Below are 22086 nucleotides of genomic sequence, written 5' to 3' on the forward strand. Positions count from 1 at the left end.
GATTCCCTGGTCAACCCCTCACCGGCTAAATCTGGGGATAACCGCAATCAGACTATGTAACCCTACAGAAAAGGCAAATTTCGGTCATCCGCATTCCAAAACAAGCAATCGCTTGGTTATGGTGGAGCACGTGACGCTCGCCGACGATCTCCGCGCCGTGGTCCGCGACTATCTCGACGCCCGTCCCGCCGCCTCATGGCGGGCGTTCGCGGACGACGTCGGGATCGCCGGGCTGCTCGTTCCCGAGAAGTACGGCGGCGCGGGCTGCGGCCCGGCGGAGATGGCCGCGGTGGCCGAGGAGCTCGGACGCGCGCTGTCCCCTCACCCCTTCCTGCAGTCGGCGGTCATGGCCGTCGAGGCGGCCAGGGCGTGCGGGGCGGACGGGGTGCTGGCGGCGCTGGCCGGCGGGGAGACGACGGCGACCGTGGTGCTGCCGGGCGACGGCGAGCTCAGGCTGGAGGGCGGCCTGCTCACCGGGGTGGTGCCGTACGCACTGGAGGGTGAGCTGGTGCTCCTGTACGCCGGCGGATCGCTGGTCGAGGCGGTGCCGGAGGAGCGGGAGACGTACCGGACGATGGACGAGAGCCGGCCGCTGCAGCGGCTCTCCTTCCGCGACACCCCGGTCCGGCGACTGGGCGACGGCGGCTCGTGGGCCCGCGTGCGCGACCTCGGGATCGCCGCCCTGGCGGCCGAGCAGGTGGGCGGGGCGCAGCGGTGCCTGGACATGGCGGTCGAGCACGCGCTGCGGCGGCACCAGTTCGGGCGGCCGATCGGGTCGTTCCAGGCGATCAAGCACAAGCTGGCCGACCTGCTGCTCCTGGTGGAGTCGGCCAGGTCGGCGGCGGGGGCGGCGGCCGAGGACGAGGTGTCGGCGGCGGTCGCGGGGTCGTACTGCACGGAGGCGTACCTGACGGCGGCCGGGGAGAACATCCAGGTGCACGGCGGGATCGGGATCACCTGGGAGCATCCCGCGCATCGTTACTTCAAGCGGGCGACGTCGGACGCGCAGCTGTTCGGCCCGCCGCAGGCGCATCGCGCCCGCCTCGCCGCGCACGTCTTCGACGGCGCCTGAGCCGGAAGCCACAAGCCGGGGCGGCGGCAGGGAGCCGGGCCTCGATCGGCGGCGCATGAGCCGCGTCCTCGGGGTCAGCCGCCGAGGAGTTCTTCCCAGGGGTGGCGGGTGTTGGTGCGGCGGGTGGTGTCGAGGGCCTCGGTCAGGCGCCAGAAGCCGGGCCTGGCGCGTACGCCGGCCCGTCCCATCGGGTCGATCGCGCGCAGCTCGAACCGCACGCCCATCACGTCGAGCACGGCCGACCCCGCACCGGCCGGCCCTGCCCCGGTGACCAGCGAGTCGTCGTAGGCGGGGTCGCGTACCTGCTCGGCGAGCAGATCAGCCACCTCGGACGCGAAGGGGCCGTCGCGCCACTCGATGTGCCAGCCGTGGTCGGCGCCGGGCCACCAGGTCAGGTCGCGGCACGACTCGATGAAGTCGGCCTCGGCGGCCAGCGCGGCCATCACCCTGCCGAACGCTTCGTACCGGCGGGCCTCGGTGAGCGAGAGCCCGTCGCCGTGGTCGGAAGGCGTGCCGCTCTTCGGCCGCCGCAACGCGTGCTTTCGCTTCACGAGCATCACTCTGATCGCCGCCGCGCCCTTCCCGCAAGTCTTTGCCGCTGATACGCTCTACCAAGCGAGCGCTTGGTTTCCTATAACGCCGGAGGCGCGATGACGTCCCTACGGATCAGCCTGGGGTACGAACTGGAGGTCCGCGGCCGCACCCGCGAGGTCGAACAGCGGGCGTTCCAGAACGTGATCGACCAGGTCGTCCTGGGCGACAGGCTGGGCTTCGAGGCGGCCTGGTTCGTGGAGCACCACTTCACCAGGGGCTTCTCCCACTCCTCCGCCCCCGATCTGATCCTGGCCGCCATCTCCCAGCGCACCGAGCGCATCAGGCTCGGGCTCGGGGTGGTGCTGCTGCCGTTCCAGTCCCCGATCCGCACGGCCGAGCGCGTGGCCACGCTGGACGTGCTGAGCGGCGGCCGGGTGGACTTCGGCACCGGGCGCGGGGCCTCCCCGCTGGAGTACCAGGCGTTCCAGCGGCCGTTCGAGAAGTCGCGGCAGATCTGGGAGGACTCCCTGGAGGCGACGCTCGCCATCTGGGAGGCCGACGGCGAGCCGGTCAGCCGGTCGAACGAGTTCTTCGAGATCCCCGACGTGGCCGTCTATCCGCGCCCGGCCCAGCGGCCCCATCCGCCGGTGTGGGTGGCCTCGACCTCCCTGGAGGGCTACCTGGCCGCCGCCCGGCGCGGGTACAACCTGCTCGGCATGACGATGCTCAAGGGCATCGACGACGTCGCCGCCGACATCGCGAAATATCGGGAGTGTCTGGCGGAGCACGGTTTCGACCCCGCCACGCGCCGGGTCGCGCTCATGATCCCCTGGTTCGTGGCCCCCACCAGGGACGAGGCCACCGCCACGGCCGCCGACGCCGTCCTGTGGTACATCCGGCGTCAGGTCAACCTCGTCACCCCGCCCGACTACTACGACGCCCGCCACGCCACGCACCGCGTGCTCGGGCAACTGGCGGCCGGGATGCCGCCCGAGGAGTCCATGGCCACGCTGCGCGAGCACCTGATGGTGGTGGTGGACGACGTCGAGGGCTCGCGCAAGGCGCTGGCCAGGATCGCCGAGGCGGGCGCGACCGATCTGATCATCCAGGCGCAGGTGGGCGGGCTGGCGCACGAACGGGTGTGCGACTCGATCACCCTGTTCATGAAGGACGTGATGCGCTGATGGCGCGCTGGCTGACCCGCGACGACCTCGGGTCCGCCGCGGGATCCGCCACCGGCCTGCTGCTGGTCTCCCCCGACGTGTCGAGCGTCCTGCCCCTCGGTCCCGGCGACCGGGCGGCCGCCGCCGAGCTGACCGGGGCTGCGCTTCGGGAAGCGGGGGTGGGTGACCGCGACCGGGTGGTGGTGGCGCTCGCCGAGCCGGCCGGAGCGCTGTGGACCGCGGCGGCGGCGGACGTGGCCGCGGCGGCGGCGTCCGTGGGCCCGCGCGGGCGGATGCGGCTGCACCACGCCCTGTCGGCGCTCAAGGCGACCACGCTGGTCGCCACCCCGACGGGCGCGATGGACCTCCTGGCCCGCCTGCATCTGGAGTTCCTGCTGGACCCGCTGGACCTCGGCCTCAGGAACATCGTCCTGACCGGGGAGATCGCCTCCAAGCGCACGCTCGGGCACCTGGCGGGCGAGTTCGGCGCCACGGTCACGGAGGTGCTGGCCAGCCCGTTCGGCGGCGGCGCGCTGGCGTGGCGGACGGCCGAGGAGGATCCGCTCAAACCGCTCGTGGACGGCCTGCTCGGGACCGCGGCCCTGGCCAGGGACGACGCGGCCGACCCCGCCGCCGGGCTGGCGGAGCTGGTCGTCACCCCGCACGCGCACTCCACGCTCGGCGACGCCGTGCTGCGGACCGGCCTGGTGGCCGGGACGTCCGGCTCGGCCATCCCCGCGCCGGCCCACACCGTGGGCGAGCACGTGCTGGTCAGAGGCGTGTGGCTGGCGCTGCCGCGCGTCGACAGGGCGCTGTCGAAGATCGACGGCGTGACCGGGTGGGAGCTGGCCGTGAGCCGCCATGGAACGCTGGACACGGCCGTGCTGACGGTGACGTTCGGCCGGGAGAGCCTGGTCGGCAACCCCATGTGGAAGGCGCGGATCGAGCAGTCCGTACGCGCGCTCACGCCCGTCTCGATCGCCGTGGAGATCGCCCCCGAGATCTCGGAGACCGCGACGTCCGGCGCCGTCGCCGACGCACGCGGCCACCACCTGGGAAGGGACCGGAGCGCGCTCGCCTGAGAAGGGGCAGCCGATGGGATCGATGCCGGACTGGGGGACGCTCCCCCGCATGCTACGTGACCAGGCCAAACGGTACCCCGGCGCCGTCGTGGTCGCCGAGCGGGACGGCCCGCGGCTGACGCTGGCGGACCTGAGGGAGCGGGCGTCCGGCGTGGCCCGCCGCCTGATGGCGCTCGGCGTGGCCCCCGGTGACCGGGTGGCGATGTGGGGGGTGAACTCGGCGGCCTGGGTGACGCACGCGTTCGGGATCTGGGACGCGGGCGCGGTGATCGTGCCGCTGTCGGCGCGCTACAAGGGGATCGAGGCCGCCCAGCTGATCGAGAAGACGGGCGCGAAGGTACTGATCGCGGGGGCGGGGCCGGCGGATCCCCGGCCGGCGGAGCTGCTGCCCCCGCTGCCCGGCCTGCACCACGTCCTCACCTCGGGCGACCTGGGCGCGGCGCCGGATCTCCTCGGCGCCGGCGCAGAGGCGGTTTCTGCCAGGGCGGTGTCTGCCAGGGCGGTTTCCGCCGAGGCGGCCGAGGAGCGGGCGCTGTCGGTCCTGCCGGGCGACCTGTGCGAGATCATGTCCACCTCGGGCACCACCGGCACCCCCAAAGGCGTCATGATCGACCACTCCCAGGTCCTGCGCGGCTACTGGGACTGGTCGGAGATCGTCACGCTGGACGAGAACGACCGCTATCCGGTGATCGCCCCGTTCAGCCACGGGTTCGGGCTGAACGCCGGGCTCGTGGCCTGCGTGCTGCGCCGGGCCACGATGGTGCCGATCCCGGTGTTCGCGCCGGAGTCGCTGATGTCGCTGATCTCCTCCGAGCGGGTCACGGTGCTGGCCGGGCCGCCCACGCTCTTCCACCGGGTGCTGGACGAGCTGGACCGGGGCTCCTGGGACGTGTCGTCGCTGCGGGTGGCCATCTGCGGGGCGGCCGCCGTGCCGGCGAGCCTGATCACGCGGCTGGTCGAGCGGGTCGGGCTGGAACGCATGATCAACGCGTACGGGCTGATGGAGGGCACGGTCGTCTCCATGACCAGGGCCGGCGACCCGATCGAGGTGGTCGCCGCGACGACCGGCAGGCCCGTGCCGGGCATCGAGGTGAAGATCGTGGACGACGACGGCAAGGAGGTCGCGCCCGGCGAGCGCGGCGAGATCCTCCAGCGCGGCTACGGCGTGATGCGCGGCTACTGGGACGACCCCGACAGGACGGCCGAGGTCGTCGACGCCGGCGGCTGGCTGCACACCGGCGACGTCGGCGTCCTGGACGAGGCCAGCAACCTCGCGATCGTGGACCGCAAGAAGGAGCTCTACATCGTCAACGGGTTCAACGTCTCCCCCGCCGAGGTCGAATCGCTGCTGCTGCGGGAGGGCTCGCTGGCGCAGGCCGCGGTCGTGGGCGTGCCCGACCCGGTCTCGGGCGAGGCCGGGCTGGCCTACGTCGTCCCCCGGCCCGGCCAGAAACCCGACCCCGAGGCCCTGCTCGCGTGGGCGAGGGCCAACATGGCCGGCTACAAGGTGCCCAAGACGATCACCGTGCTGGACGCGCTGCCCACGAACCCGAACGGAAAGGTGGACAAGCTGGCATTACGCCCCCGATAGACGCGCCTGGCTGACAAGGTGAGGTGCTTCTCCCCACCGGCGCGGTGATGAGCGGCTACGTTGGCAAGAGCCCCGATCATGCGGTAATCGCCGGACACGGGTTCATCCGTACCGGCGACCGGGGATACATCGATCACACTGGCCGGTTGTATCTGGTGGGACGCACGTCCCGTGGTGCACGATCACCGGCATAGGGAGGCGACGTGGCGTTGCGCGTGGCGGTCATCGGGTCGGGCCCAGCAGGCATCTACACGGCCGAGGCACTGGTCAAGCAGTCGGCGGAACCGGTCGAGGTGGATGTCCTGGAGCGGCTGCCGACTCCGTACGGGCTGGTCAGATACGGCGTGGCGCCTGACCACACCTCGATCAAGTCGATCGCCAACTACCTGCGCAGGGTGCTGGAGCTGCCCGAGGTGCGCTTCCTCGGCGGCGTCACGCTCGGCGCGCACCTGTCGGTGGACGACCTGCTCGGCGCCTACGACGCGGTGGTCTACTGCACGGGAGCGATGGTCGACAGGAAGCTCGGCATCCCCGGCGAGGACCTGCCGGGCAGCGTGGCGGCGACCGACTTCGTCAACTGGTACTGCGGGCATCCCGACGTCGATCCCGGCCGGTTCACGCTCGACACCTCCGAGGTCGCGGTGATCGGGGTCGGCAACGTGGCGGTGGACGTCGTACGCGTGCTGGCCAAGACCTCGCAGGAGCTGCGCGCCACGGACGTGCCCCACGAGGTGCTCGAACGCCTGGAGGCGAGCCAGGTCAAGGCCATCCACATGATCGGCCGGCGCGGCCCCGAGCATGCCAAGTTCACCCTGAAGGAGCTGCGCGAGCTGGGCGAGCTGGCCAACGCCGACGTCTGCGTGCGGCCCGAGGAGGCCGTCGTCCTGGGCGCCGACTTCTCGCGCCAGGTGCAGGGCAACATCAAGATCCTCCAGGAGTGGGCAGGCCGCGAGCCCGTGGGCCGGCCGCGCCGGCTCGACGTGCGCTTCTGGATGCGCCCGGTCGAGATCCTCGGCGCCGACCGGGTCGAGGGGATCAAGCTGGAGCGCACCCGGCTGTCGGAGGAGGGGCGCGTGGTCGGGACCGGCGTGTACGAGACGCTGCCGGTCGGCATGGTGCTGCGCTCGGTCGGCTACCAGAGCGTGCCGTTGCCCGGGGTGCCGTTCTCCGAGGCGACCATGACCGTCCCGAACGAGGCCGGGCGGGTGCGCGAGCGCGAATACGTGGCAGGCTGGCTCAAACGCGGGCCCACCGGGGTGATCGGCACGAACAAGTCAGACGCGGCCGAGACTGTCCGCACGCTCCTGGCCGACTCCGCGGGCGGGGCGCGGGCCGAGGGGCCCGGCATCGACGCGGTGCTGGCCGAGCGGGGGGTGCGGCCGGTGACGTACGAGGAATGGCTGGCGATCGAGGCCGCCGAGGCCGAGCTCGCCCAGTCGCTCAACCGGGGCGAGCGCGTCAAGCTCGTCGGTCTGGAGGCCATGCTCCGTGCCTGCCGTCCCTGAGGGTTTCGCCGGGACCTACCGGCTGCAGCAGGCCCGATACCCCATGACCACGCCCGGCTGGCAGCCGGTGCACACCGTCTACGTGCCCGCCGACCGGTTCTCCGCGCGTACCGTCCAGGAGTGGGGCGATCACGCGCTCGCCCTGGTCAAGGCGCACCTGTCCGGGCCCGACGAGCTGACCGAGGTGTTCGGCGTGCCGGGCGCGCTGGGCGCCGCCGTGCACGAGCGGGTGCTGCGCAAGCTGTCCACCGAGCCGGTCGAGGACCTGCGCGTCGACTTCGAGGACGGCTACGGCGTGCGTCCGGGCGCCGTCGAGGACGAGCACGCGGAGCGGGCCGCCGAGGCCGTCGCCTCGATGTACGCGGCCGGGACGCTGCCGCGGCGCTGGGGTCCCCGGGTGAAGTCGTTCGCCGACGGCGATCCCGAACGGTCGGTGCGCACGTTGCGCACGCTGCTGGCCGGGGTGATCACGCGAGCGGGGGAGCTTCCGGGCGGTTTCACGGTAACTTTCCCAAAGGTCCTGATGGAGGCCTATCTCGGGCAGTTCGCGGCCGTGCTGGCGGAGCTGGAGGCCGAGTTCGGGGTGCGGCTGCGGTTCGAGATGCAGGTGGAGGCGCCGCAGACGCTGCCGTTCCTGCGCGGGGACCTGAACGAGTCGCTGGGCGGGCGGCTGGCGGCGGCGCACTTCGGCGTCTTCGACTACACCGCCGCGATCGGGCTGCCGCCGCACGAGCAGCGGCTCGACCATCCGGCCTGCGACCACGCGCGGCACGTGATGCAGACGGCGTTCGCGGAGACGGGGGTGGAGCTGTCGGACGGGTCGCTGGCGGCCTCGCCCGCCTCCGAGCTGACGAGCGACGTGCACGCCCTGTGGCGGCGGCACGCCGAGCTCGTCAGGCATTCCTTGCGGTACGGGTTCTACCAGGGCTGGGACATGCACCCGTCGCATCTGGTGAGCCGCTTCGCCACCGTCTACGCCTTCCATCTGGCCAGGTACGACGCCTACCAGGAGCGGGTGCGAGCCTGGGAGGAGCGGCGCTCGGCCGGGGGCGGCGTGATGGACGAGCCCGCCACGATCCGCACGCTGAGTGCCGCGCTGCGTCGCGCGGACGCGGCACTCCCCTGACCCCGCTGTCGCTTGCCCGGGTTCAGTCGCGTTCGACGAGGGCCCGCCACTGGCGTACCAGGCGCCAGTCGACGGGGTCCGACCAGCTGCCTCGCACCGCCGTGCCGACGTGGAAGGCGCGGATGCCGTAGTCGAGCAGGGCCGGCACGTGGACCGGCTTCAGGCCGCCGCCGGCCAGCACGATGGAGGCGTCACCGGCGTCGGCGCGCGTCTTCAGCACCCGCAGGCCGTCCCCCACGCCGCTGGGCGAGCCCGAGGTGAGCACGGTGGCCAGGTTCGGCAGCAGCCGAACCGCCCGCCAGGCTGCCTGGACGTCGGCGGCGTGGTCCACGGCGCGGTGGAACGTCCACGGCAGCGGGGAGACGGCGTGGATGAGCGCCTCGGTGGCGGCCAGGTCGACGGCTCCCCCGCCGTCGAGAAACCCGAACACGAACCCCGCCGCACCCGCCTGCGCCAATGCCTTGGCGTCGCGGCTGAGCCTGGCCAGCACGTCGGGGTCGGCGGCGAAGCCGGCGTCGCAGCGGAGCATCACCATCTGGGGCAGGGGGCATTCCGCGGCGATCGCGGCAACCGTCTCCGGGGAGGGGGACAATCCGTCGGCCGCCATGTCGGCGACGACCTCCAGCCGGTCGGCTCCGCCCTGTTCGGCGGCCACGGCGTCGCGCACGTTGAGCGCGATCACCTCGAGCAGGGATCCGGTCATGGAGGAGAGGTTATAGGGTACTTTGCGCCTTTGTGTCAGAAAGTGCCGCCTGACCTCGGATGGAGCGCGGACGGGCCTTGCTGGTAGGGGAATCGGAACGCGCACGGAAGCCGTTACGGAACGCACGAGACCTTCGCACGCGGAGAGCCCTCGGGAGGTCCCTCGCCTCGCTTTTGTCGGTGGCGTCCGGCAACCTGCTGTTCCATGACCGCGTCCCTCACGCTTTCCCCCGAGGCCCAGCGGGTGCTGCTCCACCTGACCGGGCAGGACCCCGCCTACCCCGATCCGTGGCCCGACGGCTCCCGGCTGACCGCTCGCGATCTGGGCCACCTGCTGCCCCTCGCCTACCGGACGCCGGGCAAAGGGAGCGCGGCCTTCTCGATGCGCCGCCTCGTGGAGGACGAGGTGCGGCAGCGGCAGCCGGAGTTCACCCCCGAGTCCTGCCTGGCGCTGTATGAAGCGCTCGTGGCCGGTCTGGAGAGGCGCAAGTGGGCCGATCTGTGCCTGGCGGCGGGCGCGTTGCTGCGGTGTCCCGACGGTGTGCCGACGGCCGAGCTGGCCGGGCCGGCCCGAGTCCTGACCGAGTTCATGATCGCCGCACAGCGGCTGGAGGCGCCGTGGGCACTGCTGGCCGTGGCGGCGGTGGCGGGAATGGGAGAGGTGACGCTCTTGGCGGACGAGCCGGCGGCGTCGCTCGCGGCGGCCGAACGCGACCTGGTGCTGAGCTTCGATCCGGTGGACCGGGCACTACTGTCCGAGACCGGCCCCGGCTCGTTCGGAGCGCCGCCCGAATCGCCCGACACGTGGGAACGGCTGGCGCAGCTGCCCGCCTACGCGGCCTTCGCCCGTACCGCCCTGGAGAGCGCCGGGGAGAGGCTGGCCGCGATCCACGCCGGGGAGCTGCCTTTCCGCGCCGACAAGGCGTTCGGCCGGGCCGAGGTGGAGACGCTCGGCCGGGCCGCGCGGCTGGCCCTGTTCCGCGACGAGCCGTGGCTGCCCGAGTTGCTCGGCAAGCTGCTGTCCCTGGTCGCGGTCGCCCCCACGCAGGCGAAGACGCCGCCGTCGCAGGCGCTGCTCTTCGAGATCGCCAGAGCGGCCGAGCGGTTCCCGACCCCCGAGGTGATCACGGCGCTGCGCGCGGCCCGCGCGGCGACCCGGCACGCGGGGGTGATCAAGCAGCTCGACCGCATGATCAAGCGGGCCGAGCCGGGGCTGGCCGACCGGGTCGAGGTCGCCCTGCGCATGCCGTCCCTGGGGTTCGGGCCCGGCGGGCGGATGGAGGTGGCGCTGGGCTCGCACCAGGCGGTGATCGCGCCGGGCGAGAGCGGCGAGTTCGCGCTGACCTGGCGGCAGGGCGAGCGGCCGGTCAAGAGCCTTCCCGCGGCGGTGCGCAAGGAGCACCCGGAGGAGGTCAAGCGGCTGCGTGAGCTGGTCAAGCAGGTCAACCGGCAGGTGAGCACGATGACCAGGGCGCTGGAGGCCGGGTTCGCGGCGGAGAGCACGCTGCCGTACGCGACGTGGCTGGCGCAGGTGGCCCGGCATCCCGTCGCCGAGCCGGTGGCGGCACGGCTGATCTGGGAGATCGAGCACGCCCCCGGCGAGTGGCAGGCCACGCTGGGCGCGCCGGAGGAGCCCGGCGTGCCCGAGGACGCGCAGGTGCGGTTGTGGCACCCGGCTCGCGCGACCACGGACGAGGTGTTCCGCTGGCGCGAGCGGATCACCGAGGAACGGGTCAGGCAGCCGTTCAAGCAGGCCTTCCGCGAGGTCTACCTGCTGACTCCGGCGGAGGAGGGCGCGGCCCTCTCCGAGCGCTTCGCCGGTCATGTCGTCGACTACCGCCGCCTCTACGCCCTGCTCAAGACCCGCGCCTGGCAGACCCCGATGCTCGGCCCCTGGGACGGCGGCGTCGAGGGCGAGGCCACGCGCGAGCTCGGCACACGGGTGGCGGGTGATCGGTGGCGGGTGGCGTTGCACCACGAATACCTCCACGACGACCCCGGCGAATACGCCCTCACCGGCCGGATCCGCTTCGACCGGCACGACGGCGGCGGCTGGCGGGAGGCGCCGCCGGCGGAGGTGCCGCCTCTGGTGTTCAGCGAGGCGATGCGGGACGTGGACCTGTTCGTGGCGGTGACCTCGATCGCCACCGATCCCGAGTGGGCCGACCGGGGGCAGGGCCGCCATCTCGACTACTGGCGCGAGACCTCCTTCGGCTCGCTCGCGGCCTCGGGCGAGGTGCGCCGCGACGCGCTGGCCCGCATCCTGCCGCGCCTGGCCGTGGCCGATCGCTGCACGCTCGACGGGCGGTTCCTGGTCGTTCGCGGCGACCTGCGTACGTACAAGATCCATCTGGGCAGCGGCAACGTCCTCATGGATCCGGGCGACGTCTACCTGTGCGTCGTGCCCGAGCGGAAGACCGACGCGCGGCTGTTCCTGCCGTTCGAGGACGACAGCCGATTGGCGCTCATCCTCAGCAAGGCGCTGCTGCTGGCCAGGGACACCGAGATCACCGACGAGAGCATCCTTAGACAGATCAAGGGCTGACCGCCCGGCCCGCGATGCGGGAAGGGCCGGCGCCCCCGACGGGACACCGGCCCTCGGCATGCCGAGCGCGCTCACGTGGCCGCTCACATAACCGCTGCCACGTGCGCGGACTCACGGTGGGCGAACCGGCGTCCGCCCACCGTTCTCACATGAAGCCCACTGTGCTCACGTGAAGCCCATCGTGCTCACGTGAAGCCCATCGTGCTCACATGAAGTAGTAGACGTCCACGGAGCCGTCGCTCCGGGTGGAGAAGGAGGCCTCACCCGCGCCTTGCGGCGGTGTCTTGTTGACCCACTCGGCCGCCTTGGCCGCGTTGGGAACGGTCTTGGTGTGCCAGATCTTGGTGGCCGCCTCGACCCCCGCTGCACGCTTGGCGCTGGACGCCGCCTCGCGCTTGTCGACGTCAACCGCTTGACTCATGCTTGTTACACCTCCGGAGAAGACCTGCACGGTCTTCGTTGAGAGAAGGAATACCGGCCGTTCGCCGGCCGGAGCCGGTGCGGTCGGCGACCGCACCGTTCCACCGCCCTCCGTCGCGGAAGCCCGCGGAACGGTCGCGCCTTGACGTGGCGCGACCACTGCCGCGTGGCACCGGCGTAGAGCAGGTCTACGGGGAGCGCACCAGACCGACGCCCCGGTCGGCGATGTCCACGCCGGAGGCCAGCGGGCTGACGGCGGCGTTGGCGAGAAGGCGGGCCAGCACCGTCGTCGACGTGGCCGGCAGCGGTGACTTCATCACTTCCTCCCACCACAGCGCCGCCACGCCCGCGACGTGCGGCGTCGCCATGCTGGTGCCGCTGAGCGAGCGCAGGCCGCCACCGACCCGGGCGGAGACCACGCCGACCCCGGGCGCGCTGATCTGCGGGAAGGTGTTGGAGAAGGGCGCGACGACCAGGCCGTTGCCGGTGGGCGACTGCGCCAGCGCGCCCACCGCGATGACGCCCTCGGCTGCGGCGGGCAGCGACACGGCGATCTCGAAGTCAGGCCCGGTCTGGCGCTCGCTCTCGTTCCCCGCCGCGGCGACGACAAGGGTGCCGGGGCTCACGGCCTCGCGGGCGGCGACCATCCGCATGAGCGCGTCGAAGAGCCGCAGGTTGGCCCGGTACGCCTCCAGCGCCAGCGACGTGGCGAACTTGGGCTGCCGTCCGAGGTCGACCAGGCGCTGCACCATGCCGGGGAAGTCGAACCCCAGCGACATGGAGATCACCTGCGCGCCCTGGCGCAGTGCCCACTCCATCCCGCGCAGCAGCCCTTCGGTGTCGCCGCTCCCGTCGTCGGCGAGCACCTTGCCGATCACGGCGCGGGTCACGCCGGGCGCGACGCCGATCCTGGTGCCGTCCACGGCCCGGCCGAAGATCGTGCCGGCGCAGTGGGTGCCGTGTCCCTGCTTGTCGCCGACGCCGGAGCCGCTGAAGTCCTCCTGGATGAGGGTGACGCCGGTGAACGCGGGGTGGTTGCCGTCGATGCCGGTGTCGAGGACGGCCACGATCACGTCCGCGCCCGTCCGGGTCGAGACGTCGGCGCCCACCGCCTTGACGCCCCAGGTGGCCGCGGCGGCCGCCGCCTCGGCCGTGGCACGTTCGTCGGCGCCGTCCTCGAACGGCTGGATGAGCATGGTCGGCATGACCGGCGCCACCGCCCGCACCTCCGGATCACGGGAGATGTCGCGCAGCTCGTGCTTGGCCAGTTCGAGCACCTCGACGTGCGGCTCGCCGCCGGCGAGGACGCGAGCGGGCTCCGGCCCCGGCTGCCGCGCCGACTCGAAAGGACTCGCTGTGCTCACGCCGCTCATGTCGCGCAGCACGCTGTATCTTTCACCCACCGAAATTTCTCCCCCTCGCACCCGTCCGTTTCCGGACGGGGGCCGGACGTGCCCGGCTCCACCCGGATCAGTTCCCAGCACCGGCTCGGCTCGTGCTCAAGGCACGCCCGGAATACCGCCAAGGGCACGCACAGGACTCACAAGTGGGGTGCCGGCTCGAACGGCTGGTCCGCGCGCTTCTCCTGGAGTCCACGGGTGAGGTGCTGCTGCAACTCGATGTGGCGGAACTGGTAGTACGGGCCTTCCGTACGCAGCAGGCCGAGCCGGTGGGCGTCGTCCAGGAAGTCCATCGCCCGCATGGGCAGACTGCCCTTGGCGGCCAGGCGCGGCACGGTCAGGTTGTAGGCCAGCCAGGCGTGGTGCCGGCCCACGACGAGCCCGAACAGCAGGCCGAGCAGCAACCCGCCGACGATCGCGACGGTCGTGGGGAGCCGGGCCTCCCTGGCGATGAGCCCGGCCATGAGGCCGACCACGATCCCGCTGAGCATCCGGATGACGGTCAGGGTCCGGTCCGCCCGCCAGGTCGAGCGGGGGGATCGCGCGGTCGCGGTGACGGTCGGGTGCTCGACCCAGCGGATCAGGCCGAGGACGATGACGAAGCCGATGCCCGACAGCAGCCCGATGTTCCGCGCGGTGTTCCAGGCGGCCTCGTAGTTACCGAAGTACCAGCCCACCAGCCAGCCGAGGATCGCCCCGACAAGTCCGATGATCAGCCCGGCCAGGAGCACGCGGGCCAGTTCGCCGAGCCGGCCGCGCCACTGGAGCTCGGCGTGACCGGGGGTCTCGGTGAACCAGGACCCGGTCATGACGATGACCACCAAGGCCGCCAGCAAGCCGGTCACCACGCCTACGAGCACCATCCCGTCGGTCAGTAGGAAGAAGACCAGCCCGGTCACGACGCCGATGCCGATGCCGCACCAGAGGCGCACCGTGCGGTTGGGCGTGCGGCCCGCCAGGTGCCACCAGGCCATGTCGCGGGTGTCGTCCTCGCTCACGGCCAACTGCCGGCAAACGTACGTGAGCCAGCGGCCGACCTGCTCCGGGGTCCACGCGTGCCGGGGCCTGAAGGGCTGCACCGGACCGTCGGCGGGCGTCCTGGTGCTCACCAGAGCGGGAATGAGCTGGTCGCAGAGGTGGTCCTGCAGTTCGGCCGCGCTGCCGTGCGCGTACCGCAGCAGCGGGGACGGATCCACGCGCGGGGCGATGTAGGTGGCGCGGACCAGCCACAGGCCCAGCGAGGTCGAGGTGACCTCCGCCAGAGCGGGGGCCGCGCCTGTGCGCAACGCCTCGATGACCGCCGGCCAGTTGGGATGCGGCACCGGCGGAAGGCAGGCCTGCAGATAGTCGGCGGCGACGTCGGGCCCCATAGGCTGCGGCTCGATGACCGCAGCCGCTGTCAGGACGTCGCCGATCTCCTCGACCGACTCGGCGAACTGCTCCGTCCGGCAGGTGAGGATGAGCTGGTCGTTTCCGCACATCGACCGGTTGAGCGCGGCCAGCAGATCCGCGCGGGCGTGGTCGGGCAGCTCGTCCAGGCCGTCGATGACGGGCAGGATCTCCCCCCTCGCCACCAGCGACTCAGGGATGTCGGTGCCGAGTTCCGCCGCACGCAGCGCGGGATAGTCCATGACCAGGCTCCCGGCCAGCCATTCCTGAAGCCGGGGATACGCGCGATCGTCCCAGCGGGCGGCCGACAGCAGCACCGGGACGGGCTCGTCCGGCTCGCGGGTGCGCAGAAGTTCGAGCACGAGCTGCACCGCCAGCGTCGTCTTGCCGGTGCCTGGGCCGCCGAGGATGACCAGCCGCCTGCAGCGCAGGGCACGGAAGTTACGGACCATGTCCTCGATGTGCACATCCAGGCCGGAGAAGGCGACGGTCCCCTCGGCGATGATCTCGGAGCGGTCGGCGAGTTCGCGGCGCTCGGTCGAGCGCCAGGCCAGCGGCATCGGCTCGGGGTCGGCCAGCGAACGCAGGGCGGTCTCGTCCCGCCACTGCTGCGCCACCAGGCCGGCGAGCACATCCTTCGCGGTGCTGATCTGGGCGGAGGTCGGGGCGGGCAGGGGCGCGCCGCTGCGCCGCCACCAGGACACGGACTGCAACACGTGGGTGCCCAACGCGATCACAGTGCTCGCGAAGGCGTAGATCTGGGCGGACCCGAACACCTGCCCCAGGGGCTGGCCCTTGAGATTCGTGGCGGCCATGTAGAACACCAGGGACAAGAACCCGAACAGCAGGAAGAAACCGAACGACATCCTGGCCAGGCGATTTTGTCGTCGCCAATATCGAGCAGTCATAAACTCAGTATGCGCAGGTTCCACGCGAAACCAGTGCTCGGAATTCTCCGCACAAGGTTGATTATCGGAAAACAGGGCTGCGGCTCTCCAATATCCGTCAAAGACGTGGCAGAGATACGTTCTCAAGGGCAGAAAGTGCGGCCGCCCTGCCGCGACGGCCGGGAATGACGAGGTTTCCGTCGATCACCAGCATGAAACGCTCCAGCCCAGGAACGAACACGTGCACGGCGGTGACGCCGGAAGGAAGGGCGTGCACCGTCCGGCCATAAGCGGTGAAACCCCGCGCCGCCAGCGCCGCGACGACCCTCCATAGCTGATCCCCAGGCGTCCCTGCCGTCACACCCGCCGGCGCATCGGCCGGGAAGGGCACCACGTGGGCGTCGGGCAGGGCCTGGGCGAGGTCGAACCGGGCGCACGCGTGCAGCGCGGGATGCGCCGCCGGCGCGGCCGGGTCGCGGTGTGTGCCGGCCGGGAGCCGTTCGCCGAGCGTGGTCTGGACGAGTTCGGTGAGGGCGCGCCAGGCGGCGTGGGACGGGCTCAGCGAGGTGCCGGTGCCGCGCCGGTGCGGGTGGCGGGAGGTGGGCAGCGTGTACGCCAGCATGGTCGGCACGCCGAGGTCGCTGGTGATGTCCAGCAGGTACACCGGGGATCCGGTCAGCTCCCGGGCCACCGCGTACGCCCGCGCGGGCCTGTCGGGCAGCGTCCCCGGATCGATCAGCCGGGGGCGGAACCCGGGCCCGCCCAGGAAGGCCCGTACCAGGAGCAGGGACAGGGCGTCCCGCTCGATCGTCTCGTTGAGCGCGTGCAGCAACGCCTCGGCCACGGTGACGCCGACGGCGGAGCCGCTGTTGCAGCTGTAGCGCATGAGGTCGGCGTAGTCGCAGCGGTCGCCCACCAGCTCCCGGAGCGGCGCGGAGCCCGCCTCGACGTACCAGGGAGCCGACAGAAAGAGCGGCACCAACACCCCGCCGCCGCCACTGAGGCCATCCTCGCTGCGGCCGCCACCGCTTGGACCGCCGCCATCGAGGCCGTCCCCGCTTGGACCGCCCCCGTTCAGGTGACCGCCGCTGAGACCGTCCCCGCTGAAGCCGCCACCGCTGAGGACGTCCCTGCCGAGCTTTGGCCCGCCGATGGCCCGGTAGCGAGCGCAAGCCATCCGGTGGCCGCTCATGGGGGCCAGCAGGGCCCCGCAGACGTCATCCCGCAGCGGCCCGGCGGCGACGTCGGCCGGGGCGGCCAGTTCCACAGTCTCGGGGGCGAATCCTGCCGATCCGGTCAGGTAGTGCTCGACGGCCTCGAAGAGGGCGCCCGCGCGGGCCTCGTCCCGGCTGCCCTTGCCCATCCCGCAGGCAGGCGGCGCCGCGTCCGCCTCACCCCGCAGGCCGCACCACCAGGCGGACGGGTCACGACCGGGACCCGCGTCGACGAGCTGCGCGCGCAGGCCGAGCGCGGACAGCGTGGCCGTCACCCGCCGGACGGCGACGGGGAGCGGCACCTCGCGCTCGGCCGGGCAGCGCGGCGGCGGATGACGACCCCCGCTACTGTCCGTCATCCCGGGCTGGCAGCTCGTCCAACAGTTGGAGCTCCACCGGGGTGAGCTGCTGGGCCTGCCGGTCCAACGATTCCACGGTTACGAAGTCGACCTTGTTTCCCATGGGACCGCCTCCCTTTCTCACGTCGTTTGATTGTAGTCCCGCCTTCATCCGGAAAAGAGAAAAGCATCTTGATGACATATTTAATGAGTTAACTTGACTGGCGACCGTCGAGGTGGACGGGAAGTGCGCGCCGAAATGTCGGTCAACGTGCGGCCAATTACCGTACACCCGCCTGGACGCCGCACCGCCCCGAGCCGCATCGTCGAAAGTGACACGGCTTTTACGTGAGGTGGCGGAACTGCCATGGATATAGCAACCGAGGTCCGTGAGAACCGGGTGGGCCACAGCAGGGCCGCCGCGAAGCGGTATCGCTGGAGCGACAGCGACCGCGAGGCCACCTCCCACAGGCAGCGGCAGGGAGAGGCGTTCCCCGACACGCCGGAGATGCTCGCCGCCCGCACCGCCCGCCTCGTCCAGCGCAACGGGCTCCCGGTCGAGGCGGCGCTGGAGGCCACCAGGACCGAGGCTCTCGACCGGCCCAAGATGTACGAGCGCATCCTGGGCGTGGCCAAGGACCTCCAGGCGTGGAGCTTCCTGCCCCGCGGCGCACGGGCCGCGCGGACGGTCGCCAGGATCGCGGTCCGCGAGAACGGCCGCGAGATCCCGATCGGCACCGGCTTCCTGGTCTCCCCCAGGCTGCTGCTCACCAACCATCACGTGTTCCCCGACGCCGGCGTGGCCCGCTCGGCGGTCGTGGAGTTCGACGCCCAGGTCAGCGTGGACAACACTCCCGAGGTGTCGCAGCGCTTCCTCCTGGCCCCCGACGCCTTCCTCGTCGCCGACGAGGCCCTCGACTTCGCCCTCGTCCCGGTCGTCCCTGACGCCACCGGCCGGCCGGTCGGGGAGACGTTCGGCTGGAACAGGCTCAGCGTCCAGACCGGCAAACTGGTCATCGGGGAGCCGGTGAACATCATCGGTCATCCCAGCGGCAGGCTGAAGGAGATCTCCATCCGGGAGAACCGGCTGGAGGCGCGGCTGGACGACTTCCTGCAGTACCAGACCGACACCGAGCCCGGCAGTTCCGGCTCTCCCGTCTTCAACGACCAGTGGGAGGTGACGGCGCTCCACCACAGCGGCGTGCCCAGGACGGACGGCCGCGGCCGGATCCTGCGGCGCGACGGGCAGCTCTGGCGCGAGGGCGACGGCGACGACGCCGTCGACTGGATCTCAAACGAGGGCGTACGAGTCAGCGTCATCCTCAAGCACCTGGCCGCGCTGCCGCTCGACGATGAACGGCTGACGTACCTGACCGAAATGGGCCCAGAATCCGGCCTCCAGAACCTCACCACGGTACGAACCACCGCCACCGCAACCGCAACCGCCTCGCCCTCGACAGACGGGCGATCCGCCAGCCCCTCGACAGACGGACGATCGGCTCCACTTTCAGCGGACGGGCTATCCGCCGCACCTTCGGCAGACGGGGAAACGATCCCTCCTGCGTCGGACGCACAAGCAGTCCTTCCTGCGATGGATGGACAAACGGTCCCGCCGTCGGAAGACGCGCGATCGGCCGCGCCGCCACAGGACACGCGACCGGTTTCGCCACCGCAGGACACGCGATCGGAGCCGCCGCTGATGGATCCGCGGTCGGTCCCGCCGCCGCAGGTTGGGCAACCGGTCCCGCCACCAGGCACCGGGGCATCGGTGGCGCCGCCCGGAGACGGGCGATCGGAGCCGCCGCCGGAGGCGTGGCGGTCGGTTGTGCCGTCGCAGGGCGGGCCGCCCGTCGAGGCCGGCGTACGTGCCGCGCCCCTCCGGACTCGCACCGGCCTGCCCGCTGCGCCGGGCGCGTTCGGTGGGGCGAAGCACCTGGTGTTCCTGCACGGCCGCAACCACGAGGATTGCGTTCCCGAAGAGGTGCGTCGCAACTGGGCCGCCGGGCTGAACTGCGGGCTCACCCGGGCCGGCCTGCCCACCATCGTGCCCGCCGACGCCTGCTTCCCGTTCTACGGGCGGCGGCTCGTCGACGCCATGCGGCCGCTGGAGGCGCTGCAGCGTTCGCCGAGGGTGGCCGTCGGGGATCCCGTCGAGGCGGCGGCGCCGGCGGCCGGTTCCACGCGGCGGCTGTACGAGCAGCTGATCGTCGAGGCGGCGGCCCGAGCCGGCCTGCCCCCGGCTCGGGCTCCGGGCATGGAGGGGCTGAGTGACGCCGTCCACGACGGGCTGAGCTGGCTCGCCGACACCACCGACCTGGACCGCCTGGCCATCGCCGCCGTCTTCGGAGACGTGGCCGCCTACCTCGACGACCAGCGGGTACGGGACGCGGTTCTGGACTGCGTGCTCCAGGAGCTGCCACGATCCGGCCGCATGGTGCTGGTCAGTCACAGCCTGGGCACGGTGGTCGCGATGGACCTGCTCACCCGGCTCGATCCGGCGGTGGAGGTGGAACTGCTGGTGACGGCGGGCAGCCCGCTCGGCCTGGACAGCGTGTACGAGCGGCTGATCAGCGGCGGGCCGTACCGTCCTGACCGGGTGGCCCGCTGGTTGAACGCCTGGTGCCCGACCGATTCGGTCACCATCGGCTGCCCGCTAAGTGATCGCTGGCAGGACGGGCCGGATGAGGTCCCCGTCGTCAACGCGACGGGCCGGGCTCATGACATCGACGAGTACCTCGCCCACGCCGAGGTGGCCCAGGAGATCGGCATCTCGCTGTGCGCCCCGGCCTGGACGGCGCCGCACGGCTGAGCAAGCCGACTCAAACCGCAGGCCAGCTCAGACCAGAGGCCGACCCCGCGGGATCGGGTCAGGACAGAGCCGCGCGGGATCGAGGGTCGGACCGGGCTCCTGGGAGATCGGGGCCGGTCGCAACCCGAGGGACGGGGGCCGGTCGCGACCCGAGGGACGGGGGCGGTGGCGGACTGAGGATGGGGTCGATCGCGACCCGAGGGACGGGGTCGATCGCGAGCCCAGGAATGAGGGCGGTCGCGACCGAGGAACGGAGCCGGCCGGGGCCCGGTCCCGAGGGGTGGGGCCGGGCCGCGAGCCGGGGCGGGTCAGGCGCTGATCAGTTCGGCGATGGTCAGGTCACGGAAGACCGTGATCGGCACGTCCTGCGACGAGCGCTGGAACAGCGCCCCCGAGGACCGGTGCGGCAGGTCCACCGTGCGGACGTGGCGGAAGCCGCGCCTGCGGTAGTAGTTCTGCAGCCCGGGGTTGTTCTTGGCGCAGTCGAGGCGCAGCCACGGCAGGCCGGCCCAGTACGCCGAGGCGCCCGCCCAGTCGAGCAGGGCGTCCCCGAGGCCGGAGCCCGACCAGGGGCGGGCGACGGCCAGTTTGTGGACGTAGAGCGCGGCCCCCGGGTCGTCTCCCGGCCGCCAGAACTCGGGGTCGGCGTGCTCGTCGAGGGCGATGGTGGCCACCGGCGGGGCGGATTCGTCGGGATCGAGGTATCTGAGCTCGTCGTCCAGCAGGAACAGCACCCGCTCCTCGATGAGCGGCTCGATCCTTTCCGGGCCGAACCCCCCACGGGGCCATTGCCGCAGTCCCTGCCGCCAGAGCCACTCGGAGGTGTCGGCGAGGAGGGTGAGCACGCCGGGAAGGTCCGCGGGTTCCGCTCGGCGGAGGGAGAGAGGGTGAAGCAGGGTGTGTGTGTGCATAGTAAATCCTTCACTGCGTTGGGTGTCCGCCCCAGCGCACAGCGTGATGACGCAACGGTGCGTTAGGGCGAAATAGGGCCTTATCCCGATATATATGGATAAATGGCGATTTAGGGGAGTATGCACGACTCCCCTAGGCCAGCGAGGCGGCTATTTCTCGCTGCGCCCGGCCGGCGGGATCACCCCTTCACCCACGAACTCGTCAGCGGCGATCGAGTTCGTATCTGATCAGATGTTTGTCGGCTGGCAACACCGACACGGCGACACGCACAGGCATGTCCGCCCCGTCGTAACCCACTCGGACATAGACCATCACTGGCGTGCCGAGCTCAAGCTGGAGGCGCTCGGCCTCCTCTTGGTTGGGCATGCGGGCCCAGATGTCGTCGACGACGCGCACCTGCGCATGACCCAACTCTTCCAGTACCCGGTTCGCCCCTCGCGCGATGTCTCCGGGTCTGGCGATCTCGGAATCGGCGACCATGTCACGGGGAAAGTAGGAATCGTTGGTGTTGTACGGCTGCCCGTCCACGAACCGCAGACGGCGTCTCACCACGGCCAACTCCCCGTCGGCCAACTCCAGCCTGCTGGCGATCTCCTCTACCGGAGACACCGTCAGGACCTCGATGTACTGGCTTGGCGCACGGCCTTCCTGCGCGACGGCGTAGGCGAAGGCCTCCCGCAGTTCCCCACTGGGTTGTGGCTCCAGCTCCCGCTGCGGATAGATCAGCAGCGGTCTGCGGTCTCTGACCACTGTTCCACGCCGTGGCGTGCGAGTGACGAGTCCCTCATTGACCAGCTCCCCAAGGGCCAGCCTCACAGTGTTCCTGCTCACGCCATGGTCTTCCATGAGCTGAGCCTCGGTCGGCAGCTGCGACCCGGGGCCGAGGACACCCGAGTAGATGGCTCGTCGCAGTTCCGAAGCCACCTGCTGATACAGCACCGACCTTGCCACTTTCACCCCTTTTGTTCCAACAATTTAGACGATCTGGTTCTAGCAGGCCACAACCCCTTGACCAAACCCGGTCCACCGGCCCATCATCCATTCGTTGGTACAAATCCATCTAAAGGCCGGTGAGGGGGTGAAGGCCAGTGTCGCCGGTCCGCACGGGTACGCCATACCTGCCCTGGCATGACCCTCGCGAAGCAACTCGTTTACTGCGTTACGCGTTGCGCCGCCAGGTGATCACCCACACCTGCCAGTGCAGTGGCACATCCGTGCCATCGCCATCGGTGCTGACTGAGCTGACCGCGTGCTGCGAAGACGGATCCTTTGTCGGAGACAAGGAGGGTGGCGCCACCGTCACGCAGCACATCGATGACCCGGTCGGTGCAGCTCGAAGCATCGCCGCACGTTGCCGACGACAGGGACCTTCACGTTCCCCCATCGACTCCGTGTGC

Annotated in this window: 16 protein-coding genes; 8 read left to right on the top strand and 8 right to left on the bottom strand. The window is 71.4% G+C overall.

Translation table 11 applies throughout. The features are described 5' to 3' along the window. Positions 1-130: 130 nt before the first annotated feature. The gene (locus AB0C27_RS04420) at positions 131-1072 is read left to right on the top strand and encodes an acyl-CoA dehydrogenase family protein (protein ID WP_357837632.1); all 942 of its coding nucleotides are present in this window, start codon (positions 131-133) and stop codon (positions 1070-1072) included. A 74-nt stretch (positions 1073-1146) separates the two neighbouring features. Here AB0C27_RS04420 and AB0C27_RS04425 read toward each other — a convergent pair whose 3' ends face one another. After that, positions 1147-1629, bottom strand: a complete 483-nt coding sequence (locus AB0C27_RS04425) for a hypothetical protein (RefSeq protein WP_357837635.1) — start codon at positions 1627-1629, stop codon at positions 1147-1149. A gap of 93 nt (positions 1630-1722) precedes the next feature. Here AB0C27_RS04425 and AB0C27_RS04430 point away from each other — a divergent pair, with 93 nt between their 5' ends. The 5 genes from AB0C27_RS04430 to AB0C27_RS04450 all read left to right on the top strand — a co-directional run bounded on the left by AB0C27_RS04430 (position 1723) and on the right by AB0C27_RS04450 (position 8073). Beyond that, positions 1723-2790, top strand: coding sequence for an LLM class flavin-dependent oxidoreductase (locus AB0C27_RS04430; RefSeq protein WP_357837638.1), 1068 nt, complete (start codon positions 1723-1725; stop codon positions 2788-2790). Continuing rightward, positions 2790-3851 carry a hypothetical protein gene (locus tag AB0C27_RS04435; RefSeq protein WP_357837641.1) on the top strand — a complete coding sequence of 354 codons (1062 nt, stop codon included), beginning with the start codon at positions 2790-2792 and terminating at the stop codon, positions 3849-3851. Before AB0C27_RS04430 ends, AB0C27_RS04435 begins: the two co-directional genes overlap by 1 nt. A gap of 49 nt (positions 3852-3900) precedes the next feature. Then, the gene (locus AB0C27_RS04440) at positions 3901-5442 is read left to right on the top strand and encodes an AMP-binding protein (RefSeq protein WP_357837644.1); all 1542 of its coding nucleotides are present in this window, start codon (positions 3901-3903) and stop codon (positions 5440-5442) included. A gap of 203 nt (positions 5443-5645) precedes the next feature. After that, positions 5646-6947 (top strand): FAD-dependent oxidoreductase, encoded by a 1302-nt coding sequence (locus tag AB0C27_RS04445; RefSeq protein ID WP_357837646.1) that lies wholly within the window; start codon positions 5646-5648, stop codon positions 6945-6947. Then, a complete protein-coding gene (locus tag AB0C27_RS04450) occupies positions 6931-8073 on the top strand; it encodes an aldolase (protein ID WP_357837649.1) in 1143 nt (380 codons plus the stop codon). The genes AB0C27_RS04445 and AB0C27_RS04450 overlap by 17 nt, the downstream gene beginning before the upstream one ends. Before the next feature lie 22 nt (positions 8074-8095). On the opposite strand, the gene AB0C27_RS04455 is transcribed toward AB0C27_RS04450, so the two are convergent. Next, complete coding sequence (locus tag AB0C27_RS04455) at positions 8096-8776, bottom strand: copper homeostasis protein CutC (RefSeq protein WP_357837652.1); 681 nt, start codon at positions 8774-8776, stop codon at positions 8096-8098. A gap of 204 nt (positions 8777-8980) precedes the next feature. Here AB0C27_RS04455 and AB0C27_RS04460 point away from each other — a divergent pair, with 204 nt between their 5' ends. Further along, a complete protein-coding gene (locus tag AB0C27_RS04460; protein WP_357837654.1) occupies positions 8981-11320 on the top strand; it encodes a DUF4132 domain-containing protein in 2340 nt (779 codons plus the stop codon). A gap of 205 nt (positions 11321-11525) precedes the next feature. Here AB0C27_RS04460 and AB0C27_RS04465 read toward each other — a convergent pair whose 3' ends face one another. The 4 genes from AB0C27_RS04465 to AB0C27_RS04480 all read right to left on the bottom strand — a co-directional run bounded on the left by AB0C27_RS04465 (position 11526) and on the right by AB0C27_RS04480 (position 16989). Continuing rightward, on the bottom strand, positions 11526-11741 hold the full coding sequence (locus AB0C27_RS04465; protein ID WP_357837657.1) for a hypothetical protein: 216 nt from the start codon (positions 11739-11741) through the stop codon (positions 11526-11528). Between the two features lie 187 nt (positions 11742-11928). Continuing rightward, a complete protein-coding gene (locus AB0C27_RS04470) occupies positions 11929-13143 on the bottom strand; it encodes a S8 family serine peptidase (protein ID WP_357837660.1) in 1215 nt (404 codons plus the stop codon). 137 nt (positions 13144-13280) lie between these two features. After that, on the bottom strand, positions 13281-15395 hold the full coding sequence (locus AB0C27_RS04475) for an NACHT domain-containing protein (protein WP_357837663.1): 2115 nt from the start codon (positions 15393-15395) through the stop codon (positions 13281-13283). Positions 15396-15534: 139 nt separating this feature from the next. Further along, positions 15535-16989, bottom strand: coding sequence for a YcaO-like family protein (locus AB0C27_RS04480; protein WP_357837666.1), 1455 nt, complete (start codon positions 16987-16989; stop codon positions 15535-15537). Positions 16990-17335: 346 nt separating this feature from the next. On the opposite strand from AB0C27_RS04480, the gene AB0C27_RS04485 reads away from it, so the two are divergent. After that, positions 17336-19777, top strand: coding sequence for a trypsin-like peptidase domain-containing protein (locus AB0C27_RS04485; protein WP_357837669.1), 2442 nt, complete (start codon positions 17336-17338; stop codon positions 19775-19777). A 308-nt stretch (positions 19778-20085) separates the two neighbouring features. Here the strand turns inward: AB0C27_RS04485 and AB0C27_RS04490 are convergent, their stop codons facing one another. Further along, positions 20086-20622 (bottom strand): GNAT family N-acetyltransferase, encoded by a 537-nt coding sequence (locus AB0C27_RS04490; RefSeq protein WP_357837671.1) that lies wholly within the window; start codon positions 20620-20622, stop codon positions 20086-20088. A gap of 268 nt (positions 20623-20890) precedes the next feature. Continuing rightward, positions 20891-21628: a GntR family transcriptional regulator gene (locus AB0C27_RS04495; RefSeq protein ID WP_106235132.1), complete on the bottom strand. Its 738-nt coding sequence runs from the start codon at positions 21626-21628 to the stop codon at positions 20891-20893. Between the last annotated feature and the right edge of the window lie 458 nt (positions 21629-22086).

The organism is Nonomuraea sp. NPDC048882, from assembly GCF_040649755.1.
Classification (GTDB): domain Bacteria; phylum Actinomycetota; class Actinomycetes; order Streptosporangiales; family Streptosporangiaceae; genus Nonomuraea; species Nonomuraea maheshkhaliensis.